Origin of the sequence: Micromonospora globbae (genome assembly GCF_003610785.1) — a bacterium.
In the GTDB taxonomy this organism is placed as follows: domain Bacteria; phylum Actinomycetota; class Actinomycetes; order Mycobacteriales; family Micromonosporaceae; genus Micromonospora; species Micromonospora globbae.
Genome location: NZ_RAQQ01000001.1, coordinates 474651 through 498568 on the forward strand (window position 1 = coordinate 474651; position 23918 = coordinate 498568).

The 23918-nt window shown below is 73.1% G+C and carries 22 protein-coding genes; 11 read left to right on the top strand and 11 right to left on the bottom strand.

Annotated features, from left to right (window positions below):
• Nucleotides 1-36 precede the first annotated feature (36 nt).
• Nucleotides 37-1449 (bottom strand): FGGY family carbohydrate kinase, encoded by a 1413-nt coding sequence (locus D7I43_RS02065; RefSeq protein ID WP_120326600.1) that lies wholly within the window; start codon nt 1447-1449, stop codon nt 37-39.
• 249 nt (nt 1450-1698) lie between these two features.
• On the opposite strand from D7I43_RS02065, the gene D7I43_RS02070 reads away from it, so the two are divergent.
• Complete coding sequence (locus tag D7I43_RS02070; RefSeq protein WP_120326601.1) at nt 1699-3624, top strand: anthranilate synthase family protein; 1926 nt, start codon at nt 1699-1701, stop codon at nt 3622-3624.
• 79 nt (nt 3625-3703) lie between these two features.
• Here the strand turns inward: D7I43_RS02070 and wrbA are convergent, their stop codons facing one another.
• Nucleotides 3704-4321 carry an NAD(P)H:quinone oxidoreductase gene (gene wrbA / locus D7I43_RS02075; protein ID WP_120326602.1) on the bottom strand — a complete coding sequence of 206 codons (618 nt, stop codon included), beginning with the start codon at nt 4319-4321 and terminating at the stop codon, nt 3704-3706.
• Nucleotides 4322-4441: 120 nt separating this feature from the next.
• Between wrbA and D7I43_RS02080 the strand changes: the two genes are divergently transcribed.
• A complete protein-coding gene (locus D7I43_RS02080; RefSeq protein ID WP_120326603.1) occupies nt 4442-4930 on the top strand; it encodes a GNAT family N-acetyltransferase in 489 nt (162 codons plus the stop codon).
• A 111-nt stretch (nt 4931-5041) separates the two neighbouring features.
• Here the strand turns inward: D7I43_RS02080 and D7I43_RS02085 are convergent, their stop codons facing one another.
• Entirely contained in the window at nt 5042-5425 is a 384-nt protein-coding gene (locus D7I43_RS02085; protein ID WP_120326604.1) for a hypothetical protein, read from the bottom strand.
• Between the two features lie 192 nt (nt 5426-5617).
• Between D7I43_RS02085 and D7I43_RS02090 the strand changes: the two genes are divergently transcribed.
• Nucleotides 5618-6712: a winged helix DNA-binding domain-containing protein gene (locus D7I43_RS02090; RefSeq protein WP_120326605.1), complete on the top strand. Its 1095-nt coding sequence runs from the start codon at nt 5618-5620 to the stop codon at nt 6710-6712.
• 89 nt (nt 6713-6801) lie between these two features.
• Here D7I43_RS02090 and D7I43_RS02095 read toward each other — a convergent pair whose 3' ends face one another.
• Genes D7I43_RS02095 through D7I43_RS02110 form a run of 4 tightly spaced genes read right to left on the bottom strand, consistent with a single transcriptional unit; the run spans nt 6802 to nt 11177 of the window.
• Nucleotides 6802-8007 (bottom strand): ABC transporter ATP-binding protein, encoded by a 1206-nt coding sequence (locus tag D7I43_RS02095; RefSeq protein WP_120326606.1) that lies wholly within the window; start codon nt 8005-8007, stop codon nt 6802-6804.
• Nucleotides 8008-8016: 9 nt separating this feature from the next.
• The gene (locus tag D7I43_RS02100) at nt 8017-8853 is read right to left on the bottom strand and encodes a carbohydrate ABC transporter permease (protein ID WP_120326607.1); all 837 of its coding nucleotides are present in this window, start codon (nt 8851-8853) and stop codon (nt 8017-8019) included.
• A 1-nt stretch (nt 8854) separates the two neighbouring features.
• Nucleotides 8855-9847 (bottom strand): carbohydrate ABC transporter permease, encoded by a 993-nt coding sequence (locus D7I43_RS02105; RefSeq protein WP_120326608.1) that lies wholly within the window; start codon nt 9845-9847, stop codon nt 8855-8857.
• A gap of 43 nt (nt 9848-9890) precedes the next feature.
• Nucleotides 9891-11177: an ABC transporter substrate-binding protein gene (locus tag D7I43_RS02110; RefSeq protein ID WP_120326609.1), complete on the bottom strand. Its 1287-nt coding sequence runs from the start codon at nt 11175-11177 to the stop codon at nt 9891-9893.
• Between the two features lie 284 nt (nt 11178-11461).
• Here D7I43_RS02110 and D7I43_RS33385 point away from each other — a divergent pair, with 284 nt between their 5' ends.
• From D7I43_RS33385 to D7I43_RS32970, 6 genes are all read left to right on the top strand, one after another.
• Nucleotides 11462-12166: a VOC family protein gene (locus D7I43_RS33385; protein WP_120326610.1), complete on the top strand. Its 705-nt coding sequence runs from the start codon at nt 11462-11464 to the stop codon at nt 12164-12166.
• 186 nt (nt 12167-12352) lie between these two features.
• On the top strand, nt 12353-12784 hold the full coding sequence (locus D7I43_RS02120; protein WP_120326611.1) for a RusA family crossover junction endodeoxyribonuclease: 432 nt from the start codon (nt 12353-12355) through the stop codon (nt 12782-12784).
• A 47-nt stretch (nt 12785-12831) separates the two neighbouring features.
• Complete coding sequence (locus D7I43_RS02125; protein ID WP_120326612.1) at nt 12832-13107, top strand: hypothetical protein; 276 nt, start codon at nt 12832-12834, stop codon at nt 13105-13107.
• A gap of 92 nt (nt 13108-13199) precedes the next feature.
• Complete coding sequence (locus D7I43_RS34010; protein ID WP_120326613.1) at nt 13200-13679, top strand: DUF2975 domain-containing protein; 480 nt, start codon at nt 13200-13202, stop codon at nt 13677-13679.
• Nucleotides 13679-13885, top strand: coding sequence for a helix-turn-helix domain-containing protein (locus tag D7I43_RS34015; RefSeq protein WP_120326614.1), 207 nt, complete (start codon nt 13679-13681; stop codon nt 13883-13885). The genes D7I43_RS34010 and D7I43_RS34015 overlap by 1 nt, the downstream gene beginning before the upstream one ends.
• A 62-nt stretch (nt 13886-13947) precedes the next feature.
• Nucleotides 13948-14112, top strand: coding sequence for a hypothetical protein (locus D7I43_RS32970; protein ID WP_192902040.1), 165 nt, complete (start codon nt 13948-13950; stop codon nt 14110-14112).
• Nucleotides 14113-14574: 462 nt separating this feature from the next.
• Here D7I43_RS32970 and D7I43_RS02140 read toward each other — a convergent pair whose 3' ends face one another.
• From D7I43_RS02140 to D7I43_RS02150, 3 genes are all read right to left on the bottom strand, one after another.
• A complete protein-coding gene (locus D7I43_RS02140; RefSeq protein WP_120326615.1) occupies nt 14575-15282 on the bottom strand; it encodes an HAD family hydrolase in 708 nt (235 codons plus the stop codon).
• A gap of 82 nt (nt 15283-15364) precedes the next feature.
• Nucleotides 15365-15925, bottom strand: a complete 561-nt coding sequence (locus D7I43_RS02145) for a TetR/AcrR family transcriptional regulator (protein WP_240032748.1) — start codon at nt 15923-15925, stop codon at nt 15365-15367.
• Nucleotides 15926-15988: 63 nt separating this feature from the next.
• Entirely contained in the window at nt 15989-18697 is a 2709-nt protein-coding gene (locus tag D7I43_RS02150; RefSeq protein ID WP_120326617.1) for an MGH1-like glycoside hydrolase domain-containing protein, read from the bottom strand.
• Nucleotides 18698-18739: 42 nt separating this feature from the next.
• Here D7I43_RS02150 and D7I43_RS02155 point away from each other — a divergent pair, with 42 nt between their 5' ends.
• Entirely contained in the window at nt 18740-20683 is a 1944-nt protein-coding gene (locus D7I43_RS02155) for an amylo-alpha-1,6-glucosidase (protein WP_120326618.1), read from the top strand.
• Between the two features lie 139 nt (nt 20684-20822).
• Nucleotides 20823-22154: a glycosyltransferase family 4 protein gene (locus D7I43_RS02160; protein ID WP_120326619.1), complete on the top strand. Its 1332-nt coding sequence runs from the start codon at nt 20823-20825 to the stop codon at nt 22152-22154.
• A 93-nt stretch (nt 22155-22247) separates the two neighbouring features.
• Here D7I43_RS02160 and metG read toward each other — a convergent pair whose 3' ends face one another.
• The gene (gene metG, locus D7I43_RS02165) at nt 22248-23768 is read right to left on the bottom strand and encodes a methionine--tRNA ligase (RefSeq protein WP_120326620.1); all 1521 of its coding nucleotides are present in this window, start codon (nt 23766-23768) and stop codon (nt 22248-22250) included.
• Nucleotides 23769-23918: the final 150 nt, after the last annotated feature.

Consider the following 23918-nt stretch of genomic DNA (forward strand, 5'->3'; position numbering starts at 1 on the left):
CCCGGGAGTGGTGTCAACGGCCCGAACGCCGGGCGGTCAGGATCGATCCTGCGGGCGAGACGGACCTGCCGTGGTCGGTGAGATCAACTCATCCGTCCGGCCGATGTCGGCCAACCCGGCGGCCTCCTCGAACCGTCCCAACGCGACCAACGCCGCGCCCGTCGCCCCGATCTCCGGGTTGCGTTGGTGCGACACGTCCCGCGGCGCGAGCGCCGCGGCGAACGCCTGCCGCCACCACACCGAGGCGGCCATCGCTCCCCCGCCGAGCACCACGGACACCTGCCGGTCGACCGTGGACTCCAGCACGCCGAGGTCCTCCGCGACCATCTCGCACAGGCCCTGCATGAGCCCCGCGAGGATGTCGACGGCCGTGGTCCCGAAGCTCAACCCGCGCAGCTCACCCGAGCCGGCCGGGGCGAGGCCGGGCGGGCGGTCCCCGCCGAAGCGGACGTCGGCCGGCCGGCCGCCACCGGGGGGCACCAGCGCGAGCGCCGCGTCCAGCTCGGCGCCGACCGGCAGCCTCAGCTCGCGGTTGGCCCAGGCGAACAGGTTGCCCCCGGAGGAGTACGCGGCGCCGGTCACCACGTGGTCGTGGTCGACCCGGTAGCGCCACAGCCGCTCCGGCAGGCGGGGCAGCTCCTGCCCGGCGGGCACCCGCTGGAGCAGCCGTACGGCCGCGGAGGTGCCGACCGTCACGGCGGCCCGGCTCGGGTCGACGCACCCCGAGCCGACGTTCGACGCCGCGCCGTCACCCACCGGCGCCGACCACGGCACGCCGGCCAGCGCGGCCCACCGCTTCGCGTGCTCCGGCCGCAGCCGCCCGTGCCAGCCCATCGGCGCGAGCCCGGGCAACTGGTCGACCCGGGCGCCGGCCAGCGACAGCGCCTCGGCGTCCCAGGTGAGCGTCCGCAGGTCGAGCAGGCCGGTCCCGGAGGCCTGGGAGATCGACATCGGCGCCTCGTCGAGCAGCTCACCGAGCAGGTACTCGACGAGGCCCGTGAAGCGGGCGACCCGGCTGCCCGCCCGTTCCCGCAGCCAGGGCAGCCGCACCGACCAGTAGCCCCGGTGCCACCAGGTGCCGGTGCGCTGGTGGTAGTCGTCCGCGTCGACGGGCCCCCGCGACGAGGCCGGGGGTGTCGGCCGGGTGTCCAGCCAGGTGACCGCCGGCCCGAGCGGTTCGCCGCCCCGGGCGAGCGGGATCACCGAGTGCCACTGCCCGGAGACCGCGACCAGCTCGACGTCGCGCAGGTGACCGGCGTCGGAGAGTTCGTCCAGGCACTCGACCAGGCACGCGAGGTACGAGGGCCCGTCGAGCGTGCCGGTGCCGTCGTCGCCGATGGCCAGGCTGACCTTCCGCCGCGCCAGGGCGCCCGGCACCGGCTGGGTCTCCTCGTCGAGCACCAGCCCGCGTACCGACGAGGTGCCCAGGTCGAGCGCGAGAATGTTCATCGCCGGTCAAGGTACCCGCTACGGGTGCCGGTCGAGCGCCGGTCGCAGGGCGTACGCGAGATCGGCTTCCGCCGGGGTCCGGCACCGCGTAGGGTGGGCCCATGCTCGCGCGTCTGACCTGCTGGTGGCCCGCCGACCCGGCGGCCATCTTCCGCGCGTAGCTTCCCACGCGGCCGCCCGTCGAGGCGGTCGCCGGTCCTCCCGGCCCCGGGCCGCCCCGCCGGCGGCACCCGGCCCCAGGAGAACCCGATGACCCACCTGCACGACCTGCTCGCCGCCGTCGACGCCGGCGTCGACCCCGGCCCGTTCGCGCTGGTCCGCCGCGCCGAGGCCGACGGGTTGGACCTCTTCACCGGTTCCGTCCGCACGGTCGACCGGCTCGCCGACATCCCACTGCCCGCCGGTGCTCCCGGCCCACGGACGCTGGCGCTCGTGCCGCACCGGCAGATCACCGAGCGGGGCTTCGCCTGCGTCGACGACGGCGCGCCGCTGGAGTGCCTGCTGGTGGGCCGGCACGAGCGGGTCGCCCTGGCCGAGGCGCTGGCCGCCCTGCCCGAGGGCCCGGTACGCGCCACCGGCGCGGCGTTCGACGTCGGCGACGAGGAGTACGCGGCCACGGTGGGTCGGGTGCTGGCCGAGGAGATCGGGCGCGGCGAGGGCGCGAACTTCGTCATCCACCGCACACTGACCGCGACCGTGCAGGGTCCGCCCCTGGTGGCCGCGCTCGCGGCGCTGCGCCGACTGCTGCTCGCCGAGCGGGGCGCGTACTGGACGTTCGTCGTGCACACCGGCACCCGGATCCTCGTGGGCGCGAGCCCGGAGCGGCACGTGAGCGTCGACGACGGCCTCGTGATGATGAACCCGATCAGCGGCACGTTCCGCCACCCCGGTGCGGCGGCCGACCGGGCCGCGCTGCTGCGGTTCCTCGCCGACCCGAAGGAGGTCGAGGAGCTGTACATGGTGCTCGACGAGGAACTGAAGATGATGGCCTCGGTGGCCGAGCACGGCGGGCAGGTCGTCGGGCCGTACCTGAAGGAGATGTCCCACCTGGCGCACACCGAGTACCTGCTCGCCGGGCGCAGCACCCGGGACGTCCGGGAGGTGCTGCGGGAGACGATGTTCGCCCCCACGGTCACCGGCAGCCCCATGGAGAACGCCTGCCGCGTGATCGCCCGGCACGAGCACACCGGCCGGCGCTACTACTCCGGGGTGCTGGCGCTGCTCGGTCACGACGACGCCGGCCGGCAGACCCTCGACGCGCCGATCCTGATCCGCACCGCGGAGATCTCCCCGGCCGGCGCCCTGCGGCTGTCGGTCGGCGCCACGCTCGTGCGGCACTCGACGGCGGCCGGAGAGGTGGCGGAGACGCACGCCAAGGCCGCCGGGGTGCTAACCGCGTTGGGCCTCGGGCCGGAGGCGGACCCGGGCCGGGAGGGTGCGCCGCGCCTGGCCGACGATCCGGAGGTACGCGCCGCGCTGGCCGCCCGCAACGCGCCCCTGGCCCGGTTCTGGCTGGACCAGCGGGCGCCGGACGCCCCCGGGCTGCCCGGGCTGGCCGGCCGCACGGCGCTGATCGTCGACGGCGAGGACACCTTCACCGGCATGCTGGCCCACCAGTTGCGGGCGCTCGGCCTCGCGGTGACCGTTCGGCCGTGGCACGCGCCGGGTCCGGTCGACGCGTACGACCTCGTGGTGGTCGGCCCCGGGCCCGGTGACCCGGGCAGTGCGACCGACCCGAAGATGCGCGCCCTGCGCGGCCTGCTCACCGGGCTGCTGGACGCCGGTCGCCCGACCCTCGCGGTCTGCCTGGGACACCAGTTGCTGGCCGGGCTGCTCGGGTTGCCGCCGCACCGGCGCGACGCCCCCTACCAGGGGCTCCAGCGGGAGGTCGACATCTTCGGCACGCGCCGGCGGGTGGGCTTCTACGCCACGTTCACCGCCCGGGCCGACACCGACGGGCTGGACACCGCGTACGGCCGGGTCGAGCTGGCCCGCGACGGCGCGGACGGCGCGGTGCACGCGCTGCGCGGGCGGTCCTTCGCCGGCGTGCAGTTCCACCCGGAGTCGGTGCTGAGCCCGGACGGGATGGCCGTGCTGGCCGAGCTGCTGCCGCCGCTGCTGCCCGGTCGTCCGGCGGCCAGCGGCGCGGGACACTCCGCGGCGGGGGCCGCGTAGCGGGCCGGCAACGCGGGTACTGCCGTGGGCACCGGTGGTCGGGCGGCCGAGAGCCACCGCCCGGCCACCGGCCGTCCGCTCAGCCGGCGAGCCCCTTCTTCACGGCGGCGCCGATCTGCACGGCGCGCCGGGCGGTCAGTGCGGTGGCCGTCAACGCGATGTCGTCCGGTGCGATCTCGCCGTTGTTGCTGGTGTGCGACGCGCCGTACGGGTTGCCCGCGATGAACTGGCTGGTGTCGGTGTAACCGGGGGTCACGACGATGCCGCCCCAGTGGTAGAAGACGTTGAACAGCGAGAGCAGCGTGGCCTCCTGGCCACCGTGGGCCGTGCCGGTCGTGCAGAACGCGGAGTAGACCTTGTTGACCAGCACGCCCTGCGACCAGAGTGGGCCGGTGGTGTCGATGAACTGCTTGAGCTGGGCGGCCATCACGCCGTACCGGGTGGGCGTCCCGAAGATCACCACGTCGGCCCAGGAGAGGTCGTCCAGCTGCGCCTCGGGGACGTCCTGGGTCTCCAGGCGGTGCGCCTCCCAGCCGGAGTTCGAGCGGATCGCCTCGTCCGGCGCCAGCTCGCGCACCTTGCGCAGGCGTACCTCGGCCCCGGCGTCGCCGGCCGCCTCGCACGCCGCCTGCGCCATCTGGTACGTGATGCCGGTGGCGCTGTAGTAGATCACCGCGACCTTGACCCGGTCAGCCATCGGAACGTCCCCTTCCGCACGTGTGTCGGCTCCGGCGACTACCCCCGCACTCCCCCGGCAAACGCTCCGTCCGGGCGACCCCGCCGACCGCGGGCGCCGCGGCACCGCGATGCTGGAGGCATGCTGATCCGACCCGCCACCACCGACGACTGGCCACGGATCTGGCCCTTCCTGCGCCGGATCGTCGCCGCCGGGGACACGTACACCTGGCCACGGGACGTCGAGGAGGACACCGCGCGGCGGCTGTGGCTCGTGCCGCCACCCGGGCGCACCGTCGTGGCCGTCACGCCCGACGGCGCGGTCCTCGGCTCGGCGAAGCTCGTGCCCAACCAGCTCGGGCCGGGTGGGCACGTCGCCAACGCGAGCTTCATGGTGGCGCCGGAGGCCGGCGGCCGGGGCGTCGGGCGGGCACTCGCCGAGCACGTGCTGGAGCGGGCCCGCGCCGACGGCTACCGGGCGATGCAGTTCAACGCCGTGGTGGCGACGAACACCAGGGCGGTGGCGCTGTGGCGCTCGCTGGGCTTCGAGGTCGTCGGGCGGATCCCGGACGGCTTCCACCACCCGACGCGGGGCTACGTCGACCTGCTCGTCATGTACCGCCGGCTCTGACACCGCGGTGGCCCCACACGGGGGATCGCGCCGCGTCGGCACGAGCCGCCGTGGCGCGATCGGGAGCACGGGCGGGCGTGCCCGTGCCCGTCCGGGAGGTCCCCGTCCCGGTCAGCTGATCCGGCTCCGCAGGTCGTCGACCTGATCCTGGAGCCGGTTCACCGCGCCCTCGTTGTTGAGGACCGTGGTGACGCCGGCGATGAACACGAGCCCGAGTATCAGGGCGATGATGCTGAGCACGAGACCACCGATGGTGACCCCGCGTCCGGTCACACCGGGTCGCGCGGCCATCCGGAGCCCGACGACGCCGAGGATGATCCCGATGATGCCGAGGATGATCCCGGCCCACGAGAGGATGGCGGTCAGGACGCACACCATGGCGGAGACGCCGAACACCAGGCTGAAGGTCGCGGCAGCGCTGGTCTTGGCCGCGGTGCCCCGGTCCCGACGCGCCGGTGCGCCGGCGCCCCGCATCGGTTCGCTGGACGCAGTCATGACTCTCCCTTCCGTACGCGCGGCGCGCGCACTTGGCGCGTCGCATCCCCGCTGCCGCGACTGTTATGCCTTCCCACCGCTCGCCCCGTCCGCGCCCGGGGCGTCCCGCCCGCGTCGAGGCGGCTCCCGCCGCCCCGGATCTGTCGTGGGGCGGGCCTAGGCTGAACGCCCGGATCCGGCGAAGGGAGTTCCATGCGACTGACCGGGAGCGAGGCGCTCGCCCTGCGGATGACGAGCCTGCTGCTGCGTCCGCACCCGGCCGTGGTCCCGGGGACGGTGGCCGAGGTGGTCGAGTGGTTCGGCGCCATGCAGGCGCAGGACCTGGCCAGCGGCCTCTGGTCGCTCGGCGCCCGGCTGCCCGCCCTCACCCAGGCGGACGTGCAGGCCGCCCTGGAGCGGCGGGAGGCGCTGCGCACCTGGCCGATGCGGGGCACGGTCCACCTCGTCCCGCCCCGCGACGCCCGCTGGATGCTGGAGCTCACCGGCGTCCGGTCGCTGGCGAGCGCGGCGACCCGCCGGGCCGCGCTGGGCCTCTCCGCCGCGGACGCGGACCGGGCCGTGGAGGTGCTGGGCGCGGCGCTGTCCGGCGGCGGGCGGCTCACCCGGGCGCGGTGCCTGGCGGCGCTCAACGACGCCGGTATCGGCACCGACGGCCAGCGCGGTTACCACCTGCTGTGGTACGCGAGCGTCCTCGGCGTGACCTGCCTCGCGCCGAACGTCGGCACCGAGCAGACCTTCGTGCTGCTCGACGAGTGGGTGCCGGCGCCGCGCCGGCTGGACCGCGACGAGGCGCTCGCCACCCTCGCGCTCCGCTACGTCCGCTCCCACGGCCCGGTGACCGCCCGCGAGTTCGCCGGCTGGACGGGGCTGACCCTGACCGACGCGCGCCGGGGCGTGGCCGCCGCGGGTGACGCGCTCGCGACCGTCGAGGTCGACGGGGAGGCGATGCTGGTCGACGCCGCGCTGCTGGACGCGTCCCGGGCACCGGTCGACGACCTGCTCGTGCTGCCCGGCTTCGACGAGTACCTGCTCGGCTACAAGGACCGCTCGCTGATGCTCGACGCGGCCCACCGCGACGCGATCATCCCGGGCAACAACGGGGTCTTCCAGCCCACGGTGGTGCAGGCGGGCCGGGTGGTGGGCACCTGGAAACGCGCCGTCGGCCGGCGCGAGGTGAAGGTCGTCGTCCGTCCGCTGGCCGCGCTCGACCGCCCCCGCGTGGAGAAGGCCCTCGACCGCTACGCCGGCTTCCTCGGCCTGCCGTTGCGGGTCGACTGGCCGGCCTGAGCGCCGGTGGGGCGGGTCGGGGTGGTCATCGCCGACGCGCCGCGACGGGACCGGCGGGGCGACCCCGCGCGGCCCCGTCGCCGTACGCGTCAGTCGGCGAGCGCCCCGGCGGCCCGGCCCTCGTGCAGGGTCAGGTTCCGGCCGTTGGTGGGGTCGAACAGGTGGATCTTCTCCAGGTTGAACCACACGCGACGGGTCCCGCCCTCGGTCACCGGCGACTCGGCCGACAGCCGGGTGACGAGGTTGGCCCCACCGCCGGTGAAGTCGGCCCCCGCGTCGGCCGCCAGCTCCTCCAGCTCGGCGGCGCTGGCCCGCTCCCCCTCGACCGTGAAGTAGACGTACTTGTCCGAGCCCATCGACTCGACGATCTCGACGGGCGCCTCGAACTCCATCCCGCGCCGGCGGGTCTCCTCGTCGACCAGCTCCGCGTCCTCGAAGTGCTCGGGACGGATGCCGAGGATGAGTTCGCGGGGCGCGTCGGCGGACTCCAGCTCGCGCCGGATCCGGTCCCCGACGGGCACGTCGCCCAGGGCGGTGCGCAGCGTCCCGTCCTGCACGGCGGCGTGCAGGAAGTTCATCGACGGCGAGCCGATGAACCCGGCCACGAACAGGTTGCGCGGGTGGTCGTACAGCTCCTGCGGCGGGCCGACCTGCTGCACCTCGCCGCCGCGCATGATCACGACCCGGTCGCCGAGGGTCATGGCCTCCGTCTGGTCGTGGGTGACGTAGACGGTGGTGGTGCCGAGCTGCTTCTGCAGCCGGGACACGACCGTGCGCATCTGCACCCGCAGCTTCGCGTCGAGGTTGGACAGCGGCTCGTCCATGAGGAATGCCTTGGGCTGCCGGACGATGGCCCGCCCCATCGCCACGCGCTGCCGCTGCCCACCGGAGAGGTTGGCCGGCTTGCGGTCCAGCAACGGGGTCAGTTCGAGGACCTTCGCCGCCTCCTCGACCTTCTGGTTGATCGTCTCCCGGTCCAGCTTCTGCAACTTCAGCGGGAACGCCATGTTCTCCCGCACGCTCATGTTCGGGTAGAGCGCGTACGACTGGAACACCATGGCGATGTCGCGGTCCCGGGGCGCCTTGTCGTTGACCCGCTCGCCGCCGATGCGCAGCTCACCGGAGCTGATGTCCTCCAGACCGGCGATCATGTTGAGGGTGGTGGACTTGCCGCAGCCCGAGGGGCCGACCAGGATCACGAACTCGCCGTCGGCGATCTCCAGGTCGACGTCCCGCACCGCGACGGTTCCGTCGGGGAACCGCTTGCTCACCTTGTCGAGCACGATGTCAGCCACTGTTACCACCTATCCCTTGACCGCGCCGGAGGTCAGGCCGGAGACGATGCGGCGCTGGAAGAAGAGCACGAAGAGGATGATCGGAATGGTGATCACCACGGCGGCGGCGCAGATGGCCCCGGTCGGGTCCTCGAACTGCGACTCACCGGTGAAGAACGACAACGCCACCGGCACCGTACGGGCCCGTTCGGTCGAGGTGAGCGTGATGGCGAAGAGGAAGTCGTTCCAGCAGAAGATGAAGACCAGGATCGCCGTGGTGAACAGGCCGGGCGCCGCGAGCGGCGCGATCACCCGGCGGAACGCCTGGCCCTGGGTGGCGCCGTCCATCTTGGCCGCCTTCTCCAGATCCCAGGGGATCTGCTTGAAGAACGCCGACAGCGTGTAGATCGCCAGCGGCAGGGCGAACGTGATGTACGGCAGGATCAGCCCCGGCCAGGTGTCGAACAGGTGGAGCTGCCGTTCGATCTCGAACAGCGGGGACACGAGCGACACCTGCGGGAACATCGCGATCAGCAGGGAGACCCCGACGAGCAGCCGCTTGCCGGGGAAGTCCAGCCGGGCGATCGCGTACGCGGCCATGGCGCCGAGCACCACGGCGACCGCCGTGGCGATCAGGGCGATGCCGATCGAGTTCACCAGGGCCCGGACGAACTGGTCGGTGTCGAAGATCGTCCGGTAGTTGTCCAGCGTCCACTCCCGGGGGATGAAGCGCCCGTCGGTGAGCGTGGCCGGGGTCTTGAACGACAGCGACGCGATCCAGAGCACCGGGATCAGCGCGAACACGACCACGACGGCGTCCAGCAGACCCCACCGCAGCTTCGCCCGCGTGGTGGTTTCGGTAGCCATCTCAACGCCTCTCGTCGTCCGAGCTGCCGGGGGCAGCGGTGCCGAAGAGCTTCACGAAGATGAACGCGATGATCGCCACGGTGATGAAGATCAGCACGGACATCGTCGACCCGATGCCGAGGTTGAGGCCCCGGATCAGGTTGTTGTAGGCCAGCATCGACACCGACGAGGTCTCGTTGCCGCCGGCGGTGAGCACGAAGATGTTGTCGAAGACCCGGAACGCGTCGAGCGTGCGGAACAGCAGCGCGACCAGGATGGCCGGCTTCATCACCGGCAGCATCACCCTGGTGAACCGCTGCCACGCCGTCGCGCCGTCGGTGCTGGCCGCCTTCAGGAGGTCCTCGGGCACCAGCGCCAGCCCGGCCATCAGCAGCAGCGCCATGAACGGGGTGGTCTTCCAGATCTCGGCGAGCATGATGATCGCCAGGGAACTGGCCCGCTCGGTGAGCGGGGCGCCGTCGCTGAACAGGTTGGCCAGGTACCCGGTGCCGGGCGTCCACGCGTACCGCCAGGAGAAGGCGGCCACCACCGTCACGATCCCGTACGGGATCAGGGCGGCCGTCCGCACGATCCCCCGGCCGACCAGCGTGCGGTGCATGACGAGCGCCAGGCCCATGCCGAGCACCAGTTCGACGGCGACCGTGACCACCGTGATGAGGGCCGTCACCCCGAAGGCCGTCCACCAGAACTCGTTGGTCAGCACGGTGAGGTAGTTCTCCAGCCCGACGAACTCGCGCTCGTCGGGGAAGCGCAGGTCGAAGCGCTGCAACGACAGCCAGACCGAGTAGATGATCGGGTACGCGGTGACCGCGAGCATGACCAGCGCGGCGGGCGCGCAGAGCAGCCAGCCGAGCCGGCGCTCGGCCTTCTTGTTCTCGCTCAGCGGCGGCCGGCGCCGGCCGGCGCGCTGCGTCGGCACCGCGGCGTGGCGTCCGCCGGCGCGTTCCGCCTGGGCGGCGACATCCGCCCCGGTCGGGGTGGCGTTGACACTCATGACGCCGCCTCCCTCCGGCCGGTGAGCCGCTCGGATCGCTCTCTCACGGCAGCACCCCCTTCGACTCGAGCGCGTCGGCGATCGCCCCGCGCAGTTCGTCGGCGGTCTGCTCCGGCCGGATCTGCGAGGGCGGCGACAGGACCGCGGACATCACGGTGGAGATGGACTGGTACGCCGGGGTCAGCGGGCGCACCGCCGGCTCCTTGAGCTCGGCGAGGATGGTCTCCTTCATCGGGTACGCCTCGTCCATCTCCGGGTCGTCGTAGACCTTCTCGATCGTCGGCGGCACGCCGTCGTTGATCGCGGAGAACTTCTGGTTCTCCTCGTCGCGCAGGCACTTGGCCGCCTCGAAGGACAGCTCGGGGTGCTTCGAGTACGCGCTGACGGCGAGGTTCACCCCGCCGATGGTGACCTTGCTCGGGTTGTCCTCGTCGATGCCGGGCACCCGCGCCCAGGCGACCTGCTTGGCCAGGTCCGGGTTCGCCTCCTGCATGGCCGGATAGACGAAGGGCCAGTTCACCTGGAACGCGCCGCCGCCGGCCTGGAACTCCAGCCGGACCGGGTCCTCGGTCGCGTTGCTGAACGACGGCGACGTCACGCCGGAGGTGGCGAGGTTCCGCAGCTGCTCCAGCGCCCGCACGGTGCCCTCGTCCATGACCGCCTTGCCGCCGTCGTCGCTGAGGATCCGGCCGCCGGCGCTCTCCGCCAGGGTGTTGTAGAGGACGACCAGCCCCTCGTACTGGGCGCCCATGGTGAGCACCTGGTACGGCTTGCCCTGCCGCTTCAGGTCCTGCGCCATGGAGATCATCTGGTCCCACGTCTTCGGCGGCTCCGGCACCAGGTCCTTGCGGTACCAGAGCAGTTGGACGTTCGTGTTCTTCGGCGCGCCGTAGAGCTTGCCGTCGTAGCGGGCGGTCTCCAGCGGGCCGGCGAGCGTCCCCTGTTCCACCTCGGCCTTGTCCTGCCCGGTCCACTCGAGGATCCAGTCGGCGCTCGCGAACTCCTGCGTCCAGGTCACGTCGAGGCCGAGCACGTCCATGCCGCTGTCCTCGGCGGCGAGCCGGCGGACCATCTGCACCCGCTGGTCGTCGGCCTGCCGCGGCAGCACCCGGTAGACGATGCGGTAACGCCCGGCCGCCTGCGTGTTGCAGGTGTCGACCACCTTCTGGAGGTTCTGCTCCGGCGGGTAGTACAGGTTGATCGTCGGCGTGCCGCCGTCCCCGCCGGCACCGCAGCCCGCCACGGACGCCGCCAGCACCACCGCGGCGGCCGCCGCCCCCACGCGCACCCGTGGTCGGCGTCGACGTACGGCCTCGTCAGGGTCGTTCATCACCCCTCCCCTCTGCTCGGCCCGTACCGGGGAAGGTCACCGTGCCCCGGCGCACGGCGAGACGGCCAGGGGCCCTGACCAGCGAGTGATCGGCTCCGGACGTTTCGTGGCCCCAACACTGCCCGACCTGCGAAGCCGCGAAACCTGGCCGCGCCTGAGACGCGATCAACAGTGGCCTGTGTGTCCCGGGTCACCCGGCGGGCCCGTGCGGCGCGGGCCAGCTCCGGCGCGACACGTGGGCAGAGGCGAGCCGCGTGGCCGGGGGTCGCCGGCATGATGTCCGCATGAGCGCACGCTTCAAGGACCTCTGTCTCGACGCGTCCGACGCCCACCGGCTCGGCGCCTTCTGGGCCGGCATCCTCGACGGAACGCTGGTCGACCTGGGCGACGGCGACACCCGCGTCGACCCGCCCGCCGGGCGCACGAAGGCCGAGTCGATCTGGGTGAACACGGTGCCCGAGCCGCGTACGGTCAAGACCCGCGTCCACCTGGACCTGCGGCTGCCCGGGGAGGACCCGGCGCCGCTGGTGGCGGCCGGGGCGCGGCTGGTCCGGGAGCCGGACGCCGAGATCAGCTGGTGGGTGCTGGCCGACCCGGAGGGGAACCTGTTCTGCGCGTTCCCCGCCCGGGAGGGGTCGCGACCCGGCCCCATCGCGCTCATCGTCGACTCCGCCGACCCGGCCGCGCAGGCCACCTGGTGGGCCGGGGTGGTGGGCGGCACGCTGGAGCCCGGCGAGGAGGGACACGTCAGCCTGCGCGGCGCCGGAGGGTTCCCGTGGGAGTACTGGATCTTCAACCCGGTGCCGGAGCGCAAGACGGTCAAGAACCGGATGCACTGGGACGTCGACCTCGCCGGCCCCGATCCGACCGCCCTGGTCGCGGCCGGCGCCACCCTGCTGCGCGAGCCGGACGACGACATCGACTGGTGGATCCTCGCCGACCCGGAGGGCAACGAGTTCTGCGCCTTCCCGGCGCGTCCCACGCAGTGAGCGGCGACGCTACCCAGGTCCGGCGTCGTGCATTAGCGTCTCGGTAGCTCCACCGCCAGCGCGTACGCCGCCGACGTCGATACGCCTCCGGCCGACCCCACCTTGCCCGATCGGTTGGTTCTCGCGGGAACGCCCACCACCGGTCGACCGGTTGGGCAGGATCGTCCGCAACGAGGAGGTGCCGTCGTGCGGGACACCCGCGCTCTCACCCTGACGTTCGAGGTGAGCGGCCTGCCACCGGTGAAGACCGAGGCGCTGTCCATCTTCGCCGCCGGGCACCGGCAGGCGACGAGGGTCCGCGCCCTGCTCGAGGCGGCCTGCGCGGCGGCCCAGCGTACGGGCTGGACCCCGCTCACCGGCCCGATCGAGGTGGGCCTCGTGCTGCGCTGCCCGCCGGGGCACCGCACCTCCGACGCGAGCACGCTGCTCGGCGGGGTGTGCGCGGTGCTCCAGGAGAAGAAGCGGGTGGCCAACATCGGGCTGGCGCACCTCGGCGTCCTCGTGGACGTCGCCCTCTACGACGACGACCGGCAGATCCGCCGCCTGTCGTACGTGGAGGAGCCGGCCGAGGACTTCTCGTACCAGGTGCGGGTGGCGGCCGTACCACAGGTGGTTTGACCGACGACCGCGGTCGGGTACCGCGGACGCCGACGAAGGGAGCGCCGATGTCGGAGCCACATGTCACGCTCGACCCGCGCGGGCTCGATCCGGTGCAGCGGAAGCTGCGCGGCCCGCTCGAGGACCAGCTGACCTCGGCGCTCCAGGCCGCCACCGAACGGGTCCGCGCCGGCTACGCGGGCGAACCCGTCGAGCAGGTCTGCCAACGGCTGCTCGACGAGACCCGGGCGGGCCTGCACCCCGACATCGCGGCCGGTTTCAACCCGGACATGGACGAGTTCTGCCGGGTCGCCGTGGCGATCGTCCGCGGCACCGCCGTCTGACACCGCCGACCTCCACCGCCGGTTGCCGGCGACGGGCGCGCTGCGAGCTCGAACCTATTGACTTTCGATAGGTTCCGAGTGATAGTCGATACATGCTTGCAGAGCATCGCGCGGTAGCGCCTCTTCGTGTGTTCCTCGTGCTGCTGTTCGGGATCCTGGTCGTGTTCGAGACCATGTCGCTGCCCGGACAGTTCGCGCACATGGCCAAGGAGTCCCCGGATCTGGCCTACCTGAGGTGGCCGGCCACGGCGGTGACGGTGTTCTGGGTGATCTGCGTCCAGGTGGTGATCGTCGCCACCTGGAAGCTGCTCACCATGGTCAAGCACGACCGCATCTTCAGCCAGGGTGCCCTGGCCTGGGTCGACGCGATCGTGTGGGCCATCGCCGCCGCCTGGGTGGTCCTCGTGGGCGTGTTCCTCTACGTCGGATTCCGGGCCGACGACCCCGGGCTGCCCCTGTTGCTGTTCCTGCTGGTCGTCGGCGTCGCCGTGCTCGGGCTGCTGATGGTGGTGATGCGCGCCCTGCTGCGGCAGGCCACCACCCTGCGCACCGACATGGAAGCGGTGATCTGATGCCCATCGTCGTGCGCATCGACGTCGAGCTGGCCAAACGCAAGATGAGCGTCGCGGAGTTCGCCGAGCGCGTGGGCATCACACCGGCCAACGTCGCGGTGCTCAAGAACGGCCGCGCCAAGGCCGTGCGCTTCAGCACCCTCGAGGCCATGTGCCGGGTGCTCGACTGCCAACCCGGCGACCTGCTCGAGTGGGTCGACGACTGAACCCGCCCGGACGGGCCGGCGCGCCGACGCGGCGCCCGTCCGGCCGAGGAAAAGGAGACGACATGAAGTACGTCCTCGCCATCGCCGCCGTTCTCGTCGTCGCGCTCGGCGTGGCCGGCATCGTGCACGGGGAGGCCGACGACTCGCCGGGCCTCCAACTGCTGGGCGGCCTGCTCGTCATCGGGGCCGTGGCGATCGGGGTGCGGATCGTCCGGCGCAGCAGGTGACGAGGCCGCCCACCCGGGCCGCGCCGCCGCCCGTGCGGCGCACCCGTGGCGGTGTCCTGGTGGAGTCCCGGGCCGCCGAGCTCGGCAGCGGGGCGGCCACAGCGCGCGGGTCAGGGCCGGGTCCGCAACTCCCCGGCCCTGACCCCACCGTCCGGCGTGGTAGCGGACATCACCGTGCTGACACGGCGTGAACGTGGCACGTCGTCCACGCCGGACCCACCACGGCGAGCCGGCCCGCCTGCACTCAGCTCCACGTGCCCACGACCGGACATCGTGCGCTCCCGTCTCACCCCGAAGAGCCGTGAGCGCCGGCTCAGGTTAGGCGCGTTCCGAGAGACCGGACAAGGCGCGTCGGCGCTCTTCGCGGCGTGATTGATGTCAAGGTCGAAAAGCGGCAAGTCGACGTAACGCAACAGCTCCCATCGTCGCTGTTACGGTTCGAGGCGGCCTTCCCGCCGCAGGTCAGAAGTGCCGCAGCAGGTCCGGGAACGCGGCCAGCCGCAGGACGCCGTGGTCGGTCGGATCCAGTTCCTCGTCCTCCAGCACCCAGGTGTTCTCGTTCGGGATGAAGACGGCGTTCATCCCGGCGGCCCGGGCCGGCAGGATGTCGGACCGCGGCGAGTTGCCGATCATCCACGCCGCCGCCGGGTCGAAGCCGTGCTCGCGGGCGAGCCACCGGTACGTGTCGACGTCCTTCTCCCGCACGATGTGGGCGGCCTGGAAGTGGTGCAGCAGCCCGGACGCGTCGAGCTTGCGCTGCTGCTCCTCCCGGTCGCCCTTGGTCAGCAGCAGCAGCTCGTGCCGGCCGGCCAGCTCGTCGAGCGCCTCGGCGACCCCGGGCATCAGCTCGACCCGGTGCTCGACCAGCGCCACGGCCAGCCGGTCGATCTCCCGCCGCTCGGCGTCCGTGGCCGGCCGTTCGCGCAGCCGTTCCAGGCACTCCCCCAGGCTGCGCAGGAACACCTTGCTCCCGTAGCCGTGCGCCACCGCGTTGGCCCGCTCGATGTCGTCGAGGATGGCCCGGATCTCGGCCCGGTCCAGGGTGGGGTGGTCGAGCCAGGCCAGGAAGTCGTCGATCACCCGCTCGAAGACGACGTTGTTCTCCCACAGCGTGTCGTCCGCGTCGAACACGAGCACGTGCCCTCGGCGACCGTTCCCGTTCCACGTCATCGGTGCCCCCTCCGCTCCCGTCCCGGGCCGGGACTGTAGTTCACGCGACCGGCGACGCCCACCGGATAAGTCCGGCGGCCCCTCACGAGACATCGAACAACCGCCGCGCGACGAGCACCTCCCGCTCCTCCTGCGCGCCCGGCCGCAGCCGCCCTCCGCGCGTCAACATCACCAGGCCGTGCAGCACGCCCCAGCCGACCTCGGCGAGGGTGTCCGGGTCCCGCCCGGCGGCCAGCGGCGCGAGCGCCGCCCGCAGTTCGGCGAACGCGGTACGCGGGGACGCCGGAACCGCCACGGCGCCGAGCGTCAGGTCGGGGGTGTGCGTGAGCATGGCGTCGTACACCTCGGGGTTGGCGTACGCGAAGTCGAGGTAGGCGGTCACCACGGCCGGCCAGCCGTCGCCGGCCCGGGCGGCGGCCAGCGCCTCGGCGAGGTCGGCGAAACCGCGGACGGCGACGGCCGCGACGATCGCCTCGCGGTCGGGGAAGTGCCGGTAGAGGTCGGCGAGCGCCAGGCCGGCGCGTGCGGCCAGCCGGCGTACGCTCACCGCCGCCCAGCCCTCGGCCTCGGCGAGCCGGCGGGCGACCGCGACGACGTGGTCGCGTTCGCCCTGCTCAGCGCCCATGTCACGCGTTCCCGACACCCGCCCGACGATAGGCGTCGATGACGAGCCGTGGCGTCCCGGTGACGGATTGTCGACTGGCGGTCAGCGGCGCAGGGTGAGGATCAGGTCGGCGACCAGCGCCGTCCACCCGGTCTGGTGCCAGGCGCCCAGGCCCGCGCCGTTGTCACCGTGGAAGTACTCCGGGAAGGCGATCAGATCCCGCCAGTCGGGGTGCGTCTGGAAGAGCTGGCAGGCCCCGTAGATCGGCCGCCGGCCCCAGCCGTCCCGGGTGAACAGGGCGATCAGCCGGGCGGAGAGGTCGTCGGCGATCTCGGCGAGGGTCCGCTTCACGCCGGACCGGGTCGGGTACTCGATCTGGAGGTCGTCGCCGAAGAACTCCGCGTAGTCACGCAGCGCGCTGACCAGCAGGAAGTTCGTCGGCATCCAGATCGGGCCGCGCCAGTTCGAGTTGCCGCCGAACAGGCCACTGGTCGACTCGGCCGGCTCGTAGCCGACGCGGAACTCCTGCCCGCCGAGGGTGACCGAGAACGGCTCGTCGAGGTGCGCCCGGGAGAGCGTCCGCAGGCCGTACTCGGAGAGGAACTCGTCGGTGTCGAGCATCCGCGCCAGCAGGCGGACCATCTGCTCGGGGCCGACCATGGACAGCAGGCGCTGCTGCCGCCCGTCCGGACCGAGCCGGCGGGCGCCGATCACGCCCGCGTACTCGGGCCGGTTGGTGAGGAACCAGCGCAGCCGCGCGCCCAGCTCGGGCAGATGGTGCAGGGTGCGGGCGGTCAGCCGGGTGACGGCGGCGAGCGGCAGCAGCCCCACCACCGAGCGGACCTTCAGCGGCACCTTCGTGCCGTCGGGAAGCCGCAGCACGTCGTAGAAGAACGCGTCCTCGTCGTCCCACAGCCCCTGCTCGTAGGCGGCCGCCGCGATGTACGCGAAGTGCTCGAAGAACTTCGTGGCCGTGTCGACCCACGTACGGTCGTGCTCGGCCAGCACGATCGCGATGTCGAGCAGGTTCAGCGCGTACATCGCCATCCAGCCGGTGCCGTCGGACTGCTCCAGCACGCCCGCCACCGGCAGCGCCGCGGAGCGGTCGAACGGCCCGACGTTGTCCAGCCCGAGGAAGCCGCCCTCGAAGACGTTGTTGCCGCCGGTGTCCTTGCGGTTGACCCACCACGTGAAGTTGAGCAGCAGCTTGTGCATGACCCGGGCCAGGAACTCGTGGTCACGACCGCCGTCGATCTCGAACACCTTCAACGCCGCCCAGGCGTGCACCGGCGGGTTCACGTCCCCGAACGCCCACTCGTACGCGGGGATCTGCCCGTTGGGGTGCAGGTACCACTCGCGGAGCAGGAGCAGCACCTGCGACTTGGCGAAACCGGGGTCGACCCGGGCGATGCTCACGCAGTGGAAGGCCAGGTCCCAGGCCGCGTACCAGGGGTACTCCCACGGGTCCGGCATGGAGATCACGTCGAAGCTGGTCATGTGCCACCACTGGCTGTTGCGCCCGTGCCGGCGACCCGCCGGCGGCGGCGCCGACGCCGGGTCGCCCTCCAGCCACCGCCTGACGTCGAAGTGGTAGAACTGCTTGCCCCACATCAGCCCGGCGATCGCCTGCCGCGCCACGAGTGCCTCGTCCGGTGTCGCCGCCGGCGGGATCACCCCGGCGAAGAAGCGGTTCGCCTCGGCCCGCCGCGCCCACACCACCGCGTCGAACCCGTCCCCGAGGTCCGCGGGCGGCGGCGGGGCATCGGCCGGCGGCGGGGCGGTACGCGTCAGCCGCAACCGGATCTGCCGCTGCCCGCCCGCCGGCACCTCCAGCACGTAGTGCAGCGCCCCCTTGGTGCCCTCCCGCGCCGGGTTGACCGTGTCCGCCCCGTTGACGACGTGGTCGTTGATGCCGTCCTTCGGGTAGCGGGAGCGGCCCGGCAGCCCCCAGAGCCGCTCGGCGTTGGTCTCGTTGTCGCACAGCAGCGGGGTCGGCTCCCCGTCGCCCTCCAGCAGCAGTTGGCCGAGCACCCAGTGCTCGCCGACGAGCCGCGACCCCTCACCCACGAGCCGGGGCACCCGGTCGGCGCCCGGCAGCCCCCAGGCCCACGTGTTGCGGAACCAGAGCGTCGGCAGCACGTGCAGGGTGGCCGACCGGTCGCCCCGGTTCGCGGCGGTCACCACGATGCACAGGTCGGTGGGGGACGCCTTCGCGTAGTCGACGGTCACCGCCCAGTACCGGTCGTCGTCGAAGATGCCGGTGTCGACCAGCTCGTACTCGGTGTCGTCCCGGCCGCGCAGCGCGTTCACGGCGACCAGCTCGTCGTACGGGAAGGCGGCCTGGGGGTAGTGGTAGCGCCAGCGCATCCACGAGTGGGTGGGCGTGGAGTCCTCGTACCACCAGTACTCCTTCACGTCCTCGCCGTGGTTGCCGCCGTCGCCGCCGAGGCCGAACATCCGCTCCTTGAGGATCGGGTCCACGCCGTTCCACAGGGCGAGCGCGAAACAGAACGTCTGCCGGTCGTCGCACACGCCGGCCATGCCGTCCTCGTTCCACCGGTACGCGCGGGACCGGGCGTGGTCGTGCGGGAAGTAGTCCCAGGCCGTACCGTGCTCGCTGTAGTCCTCCCGCACCGTCCCCCACGCCCGCTCGGACAGGTAGGGGCCCCACGCGCGCCAGTCCTGCTCCCCGGCGTCGGCCTGGGCGAGCCGGATCCGCTCGGCGTCGGGGGCCGGCGCGTCGGAGGGCGAAGGGTCAGTGATCACCTGCACATCTTCGACGCCGACCGGGTAGTTGACCACAGCGGTCATTCTCTCGGTGGTGTGCGGCACGCCGCCGACGGTGGAGGAAAGTTGATCGACATTCGCTTCGGCCCCCAGGTCTGCACCGACCTGACCAGCGGGGCGACCCGGGAGTGGCTGGTGACCGACGGCGTCGGCGGGTACGCCATGGGCACGGTGAGCGGGCTGCGCACCCGCCGCTACCACGGGCTGCTCGTGGTGGCCGGCGAGCGGCCGGCGGTCCGCCGGGTGGGCCTCGTGAGCCTCGACCCGGCGGTGCTGCTCCCCTCCGGCGCGCGGGTGCGCCTCGGCGCGCACGAGTGGGCCTCCGGCGCGGTGGACCCGCGCGGGTTCGAGCTGCTCGAGCGGTTCGCGCTCGTCGACGGGCTGCCCCGGTGGCGGTGGCGCGCCGGTGACATGGTGATCGAGCGGGAGCTCGCGATGCTGCCCGGCCGCTCGTGCGTGGCCGTGGTGCACCGGCTCGTCTCCGGCGGCCCGGTGCGGCTGGAGCTGGCCGCCGCCTGCACCTGGCGGGACGCGCACGGCGAGCGGCGCTCCGACGGCCCCGGCCTGCGCGTCGAGCCGGTGGCCGGCGGCGCGGTGGTGGAGGACGCGTTCCGGCTCGCCGGCCCGAACTGGGAACCCGAGGGGCAGTGGTGGCTCGGCGTGCACCACCGCGAGGAGGCGGCGCGCGGGCTGCCGCCCACGGAGGACCTCTGGTACGCGGGCCGCTTCTCCGGCACGCTGGACCGCCCCGGCGACACCGTGTCGGTGCTGGCCTGGAAGCACGACCCGGCCCCGGAGCCGCCACCGGCGGCCGAGGTGGTCGAGATCGCCCGCCGGCGCAACCGGCAGGTGGTGGCGCAGGCGGCGCCCCGCGACGACGTCGAGGCCACGCTGGCGCTGGCCGCCGACGCCTTCGTGGTGCGCACCGGCGACGCCCCGGTCGACGTGGTCGCCGGCTACCCGTGGTTCGGCACGTGGTCCCGCGACACGATGATCGCCTACGAGGGGCTGTTCCTCCGGACCGGCCGCGCCGACCTCGGCCGGGAGCTGCTGCGCGCGTACGCGGCGACGCTGTCGGAGGGGATGCTCGCGAACACGGCCGACACGGGCCGGGTGGAGTACAACACGGTCGACGCGACGCTGTGGTTCCTGCACGCGGTGGAGCGGCACGTGGCGCTCACCGGCGACACCGACCTCGGCGCCGAGGTGCTGCCGGCGCTGCTCGCGGTGGTCGACGCGCACCGGGCCGGCACCCGGTACGGCATCGCCGTCGACCCGGCCGACGGCCTGCTCACCCAGGGCGCTCCGGGGGCCGCGCTGACCTGGATGGACGCCCGCGTCCACGGGGTGCCGGTCACGCCGCGGGCCGGCAAGCCGGTCGAGGTCAACGCGCTCTGGGTCAACGGGCTGGCGGGGCTCGCCGAGCTGGCGGAGGCGTCCGGCCGGGACGCCGACGAGCTGCGCCGGATGCACGCCCGGGCCACCACGGCGTTCCGGGAGCGCTACCCGGCCCCGCCGGGATGGCTGTACGACGTGGTGGACGCGCCCGCGCCCGCGTACCCTCTGGGTGGGGGCGCGTTCCACGACGACGACTCGCTGCGGCCCAACCAGCTGCTGGCCTGGTCCCTGCCGTACGCCCCGCTGGAGCCCGACGAGCCGGCCCTGCGCCGAATCGCGGCCGCCCTGCTCACCCCGCTCGGCCCGCGCAGCCTCACCCCCGACGCGCCGGAGTTCGTGGGCCGCCACCGGGGCGGCCCGGCCGAGCGCGACGGCGCCTACCACCAGGGCACCGTGTGGCCGTGGCTCGTCGGCCCGTACGCGGACGCCTGCCGGCGGGCGAAGGTGCCCGTCGACGAGCTGTTCGTGGGTCTGGAGGCCCACCTGACCGAGTACGGTCTCGGCTCGGTGAGCGAGACCGCCGACGGGCTGGCGCCGCACGCGGCGACGGGCTGCCCGTTCCAGGCCTGGTCGGTCGCCGAGCTGCTGCGGGTGCGCCGGTCGGGTCGCTAGCGCTTTACACGAGCGCAACGAGTGTGTCTCCGCTGGTTAGCCCGTTGCCGGCAGGATGGGTGTCGATCCCAGACGCGACGACGGGCACCGGCAGGGGTGCCGGTCGGCGCGCGCCCGGAGACAACTCAGAGGGGGCCGCATGTCCGCTGACGCCGACGTGATCGACATCCACCCCGCCCGGCACCAGAGGGTGCTCATGCTGTCCTGGGAGTACCCGCCGGTGCTCGTCGGCGGACTCGGCCGACACGTCCACGCCCTCTCCACCGCCCTCGCCGCCGCCGGCCACCACGTCACCGTCGTCACCCGCCACACCGACGGCGCACCCACCGAGGAATACACCGACGGCGTCCGCATCATCCGCGCCACCGAAGACCCCGTCACCTTCCCCCTGGCCACCCCCAGCCTCCTCGCCTGGACCATGGCCTTCAACCACACCCTCACCCGCGCCGCCCTCCACGCCACCACCAGCGACACCTACGACGTCATCCACGCCCACGACTGGCTCGTCGCCCACACCGCCATCACCCTCCGCGAACACCTCGACCTCCCCCTCGTCACCACCATCCACGCCACCGAAGCCGGCCGACACCAAGGCTGGCTCCCCGACGAGATGAACCGCACCATCCACGCCGTCGAACACTGGCTCACCACCGAATCCGGCCGCGTCATCGCCTGCTCCGGCTACATGCGCGACCAGGTCACCACGCTCTTCGACCTGCCTACGGGGCAGGTGGACGTGGTGCCCAACGGGGTCGACGACCGCGCCTGGCGGGCCCGGCCGCCGGCGGTCGCCTCGGCCCGGGCGCGGTTCGCGGCGAACGGCCCGCTGGTCGGGTACGCGGGCCGTCTCGTCTACGAGAAGGGCGTGCAGCACCTGGTCCACGCCGTGCCCCACCTGCGGCGGCGGCACGCGGGACTGCGGGTGGTGATCGCCGGCGACGGCCCGTACCGGGGCGAACTTGAGGAGGAGGCCCGGCGGCTCGCGCTCGGGGACACCGTACGGTTCACCGGCTTCCTCGACACCACGCAGCTGCCCGCGATGCTGGGGGCCACCGACGCGACCGTGGTGCCCAGCCTCTACGAACCGTTCGGCATGGTGGCCCTCGAGGCGGCCGCCGCCGGCGCGCCGCTCGCCGTGGCGGCCACCGGCGGCCTCGCCGAGATCGTCGAGCCCGGCGTCACCGGGGTGACCTTCCCGCACAGCGACCCGGACGCCCTCGCCGGGGCGGTCGACCAGCTCCTCGCCGACGAGGTCTTCGCGCGGCGGGTCGCCCGGCAGGCCCGGGCCATGGTCGGCGAGCGCTACGGGTGGGCCACCATCGCGGCGCGGACGGCGGCCACCTACGCCCGCGCGGCCCGCGAGCACGGGCCGTCGCAGGCCCGCCGCGCGGCCGCCCGGGTGGCCGGCGCGCCACCGCGCATCGCGATCCCCGAGGGGAACCTGCTCGGCGGCGGGGGCGCGGCCAGCTGAGACGTCACCGCCGGGGTGGTGGGCGGCACCCGCCACCCCGGCGGCCGGTCGGGGGTGGCAGGCGGCACCGCCACCCCGGCGGCCCGTCGCGGGTCAGCGCGCCGACGCCGTGATCTTCGGGAAGAGCGGTCGCGGGTCGGGGAGCCGCCCCGCCGACGGGGTGCACTGGGCGGCGATCCGTCCGGCCGTGTCGGGGAGGAAGGGTCCGATCAGCTCGGCGAGGGCCCGGCAGGCCCGGACGAGGACGTCCAGAGCGGCGTCGAGGTTCGCGGCGGCGTCGAGATCGCCGTCGCCCTCGGCCCTGGACAGCTGCCAGGGCCGCACGTGCTCGACGAAGCGGTTCGCCTCCTCGACCACGCTCCAGATCGCGGCGGTGGCGGCCCGGAAGTCGAAGGCGTCCAGAGCCGCCGCGACCAGGCGCGGCGCCTGCCGGGAGGCGGTCGTCAGCCGCTGCGCGTCAGCCGGCTCCCCGGTGCCGGTCGGGGGTCGACCGGCACGGTAGCGGTGCACCATCGTGACGACGCGGTTCACGAGGTTGCCCAGGTCGTCGGCGAGGTCGCCGTTGGCGCGGTCGACGAGCTTCTCGACGGTGAAGTCCGCGTCGCCCACCCGCGGCACCTCACGCAGCAGCCACCACCGCACCGGGTCGGTCCCGAACCGGGCGACGAGGTCGACGGGATCGACGGCGACGCCCGTCGACTTGCTGATCTTCCTGCCGTCGGCGGTCAGGTAGTCGTGGACGAGGATGTCGGTGGGCAGGGGTTCGCCCGCCGACAGCAGCATCGCCGGCCAGTACACGGCGTGGAAGCGCACGACGCCCTTGCCGAGCAGGTGCACCCGACGGGGGCTGTCCGCCCACCAGCGCCGGTAGTCGGGGCCGTGGTGGGCGTAGTCGAGCGCGGTGACGTAGTTGCCCAGGGCGTCCCACCACACGTAGACGACCTGGTCGGGGTCACCGGGCACCGGGATGCCCCAGCCACGGGCGCGGGTCTGCGAACGGGAGACGCTGAAGTCGTCGAGGCCGGCCGCGATGAAGCTGAGCACCTCGTTGCGGCGCGCCGCCGGTTCGATCCTCAACCGCCCACTCTCGATCAGGTCGTGGAGCCGGTCCTGGTAGCGGGACAGGCGGAAGAACCAGTTCTGCTCGGTGACGCGCTGGGGCGCGGTGTCGTGCTCCGGGCAGCGCCCGTCGCGAAGCTCGGCCTCCGTGTAGAACTGTTCGCACCCCACGCAGTACAGCCCCTCGTAGTGCTTCCGGTAGAGATCCCCGGACGCCGCGCAGGCGCGCCAGAGGCGTTCCACCCCGGAGCGGTGCCGAGGGTCCCGGCTCGTGCGGATGAAGTCGTCGAAGGACAGCGCCAACGGTTCGCGCAGGGCCTCGAACGCGGCGGCGTTGCGGTCGACGAGATCCTGGGTCGGCAGGCCCTCGGCCTCGGCCGCCAGCACGTTCTTGAGCGAGTTGTCGTCGGTTCCGGTCAGGAACCGCACCTCGTCGCCGCGTTGGCGCCGGTGCCGGGCCAGCACGTCGGCCTGCACGAGTTCCAGCGCGAACCCGAGGTGCGGGCGGGCGTTGACGTAGGGGATCGTGGTGGTCACATAGAACCTGTCGGGCATCGGAACCTCCTGGAAAAGCGCCGGGGCTCCGACCCGCACGTGAATCGAGGCCCCGTGACCGGGGCCTCGTGACGTCATCCGTCCCGCGTCAACAGCCCCGCTGGCGGGGCATCATGACCGGGACGGAGGACGTACGCATGGCAGCACCGT

What these genes read in the sequence shown, in the direction of transcription:
- D7I43_RS02100 (WP_120326607.1), bottom strand. Translation starts at nt 8,853, where the DNA reads ATGGCTACCGAAACCACCACGCGGGCGAAGCTGCGGTGGGGTCTGCTG.
- metG (WP_120326620.1), bottom strand. Translation starts at nt 23,768, where the DNA reads ATGCCCGACAGGTTCTATGTGACCACCACGATCCCCTACGTCAACGCC.
- D7I43_RS02085 (WP_120326604.1), bottom strand. Translation starts at nt 5,425, where the DNA reads ATGACTGCGTCCAGCGAACCGATGCGGGGCGCCGGCGCACCGGCGCGT.
- D7I43_RS02140 (WP_120326615.1), bottom strand. Translation starts at nt 15,282, where the DNA reads ATGACGTGGAACGGGAACGGTCGCCGAGGGCACGTGCTCGTGTTCGAC.
- D7I43_RS34015 (WP_120326614.1), top strand. Translation starts at nt 13,679, where the DNA reads ATGCCCATCGTCGTGCGCATCGACGTCGAGCTGGCCAAACGCAAGATG.
- D7I43_RS02065 (WP_120326600.1), bottom strand. Translation starts at nt 1,449, where the DNA reads ATGAACATTCTCGCGCTCGACCTGGGCACCTCGTCGGTACGCGGGCTG.
- D7I43_RS02125 (WP_120326612.1), top strand. Translation starts at nt 12,832, where the DNA reads ATGTCGGAGCCACATGTCACGCTCGACCCGCGCGGGCTCGATCCGGTG.
- D7I43_RS02090 (WP_120326605.1), top strand. Translation starts at nt 5,618, where the DNA reads ATGCGACTGACCGGGAGCGAGGCGCTCGCCCTGCGGATGACGAGCCTG.
- D7I43_RS02105 (WP_120326608.1), bottom strand. Translation starts at nt 9,847, where the DNA reads ATGAGTGTCAACGCCACCCCGACCGGGGCGGATGTCGCCGCCCAGGCG.
- D7I43_RS02150 (WP_120326617.1), bottom strand. Translation starts at nt 18,697, where the DNA reads ATGACCGCTGTGGTCAACTACCCGGTCGGCGTCGAAGATGTGCAGGTG.
- wrbA (WP_120326602.1), bottom strand. Translation starts at nt 4,321, where the DNA reads ATGGCTGACCGGGTCAAGGTCGCGGTGATCTACTACAGCGCCACCGGC.
- D7I43_RS02080 (WP_120326603.1), top strand. Translation starts at nt 4,442, where the DNA reads ATGCTGATCCGACCCGCCACCACCGACGACTGGCCACGGATCTGGCCC.
- D7I43_RS32970 (WP_192902040.1), top strand. Translation starts at nt 13,948, where the DNA reads ATGAAGTACGTCCTCGCCATCGCCGCCGTTCTCGTCGTCGCGCTCGGC.
- D7I43_RS34010 (WP_120326613.1), top strand. Translation starts at nt 13,200, where the DNA reads ATGCTTGCAGAGCATCGCGCGGTAGCGCCTCTTCGTGTGTTCCTCGTG.
- D7I43_RS02110 (WP_120326609.1), bottom strand. Translation starts at nt 11,177, where the DNA reads ATGAACGACCCTGACGAGGCCGTACGTCGACGCCGACCACGGGTGCGC.
- D7I43_RS02070 (WP_120326601.1), top strand. Translation starts at nt 1,699, where the DNA reads ATGACCCACCTGCACGACCTGCTCGCCGCCGTCGACGCCGGCGTCGAC.
- D7I43_RS02160 (WP_120326619.1), top strand. Translation starts at nt 20,823, where the DNA reads ATGTCCGCTGACGCCGACGTGATCGACATCCACCCCGCCCGGCACCAG.
- D7I43_RS33385 (WP_120326610.1), top strand. Translation starts at nt 11,462, where the DNA reads ATGAGCGCACGCTTCAAGGACCTCTGTCTCGACGCGTCCGACGCCCAC.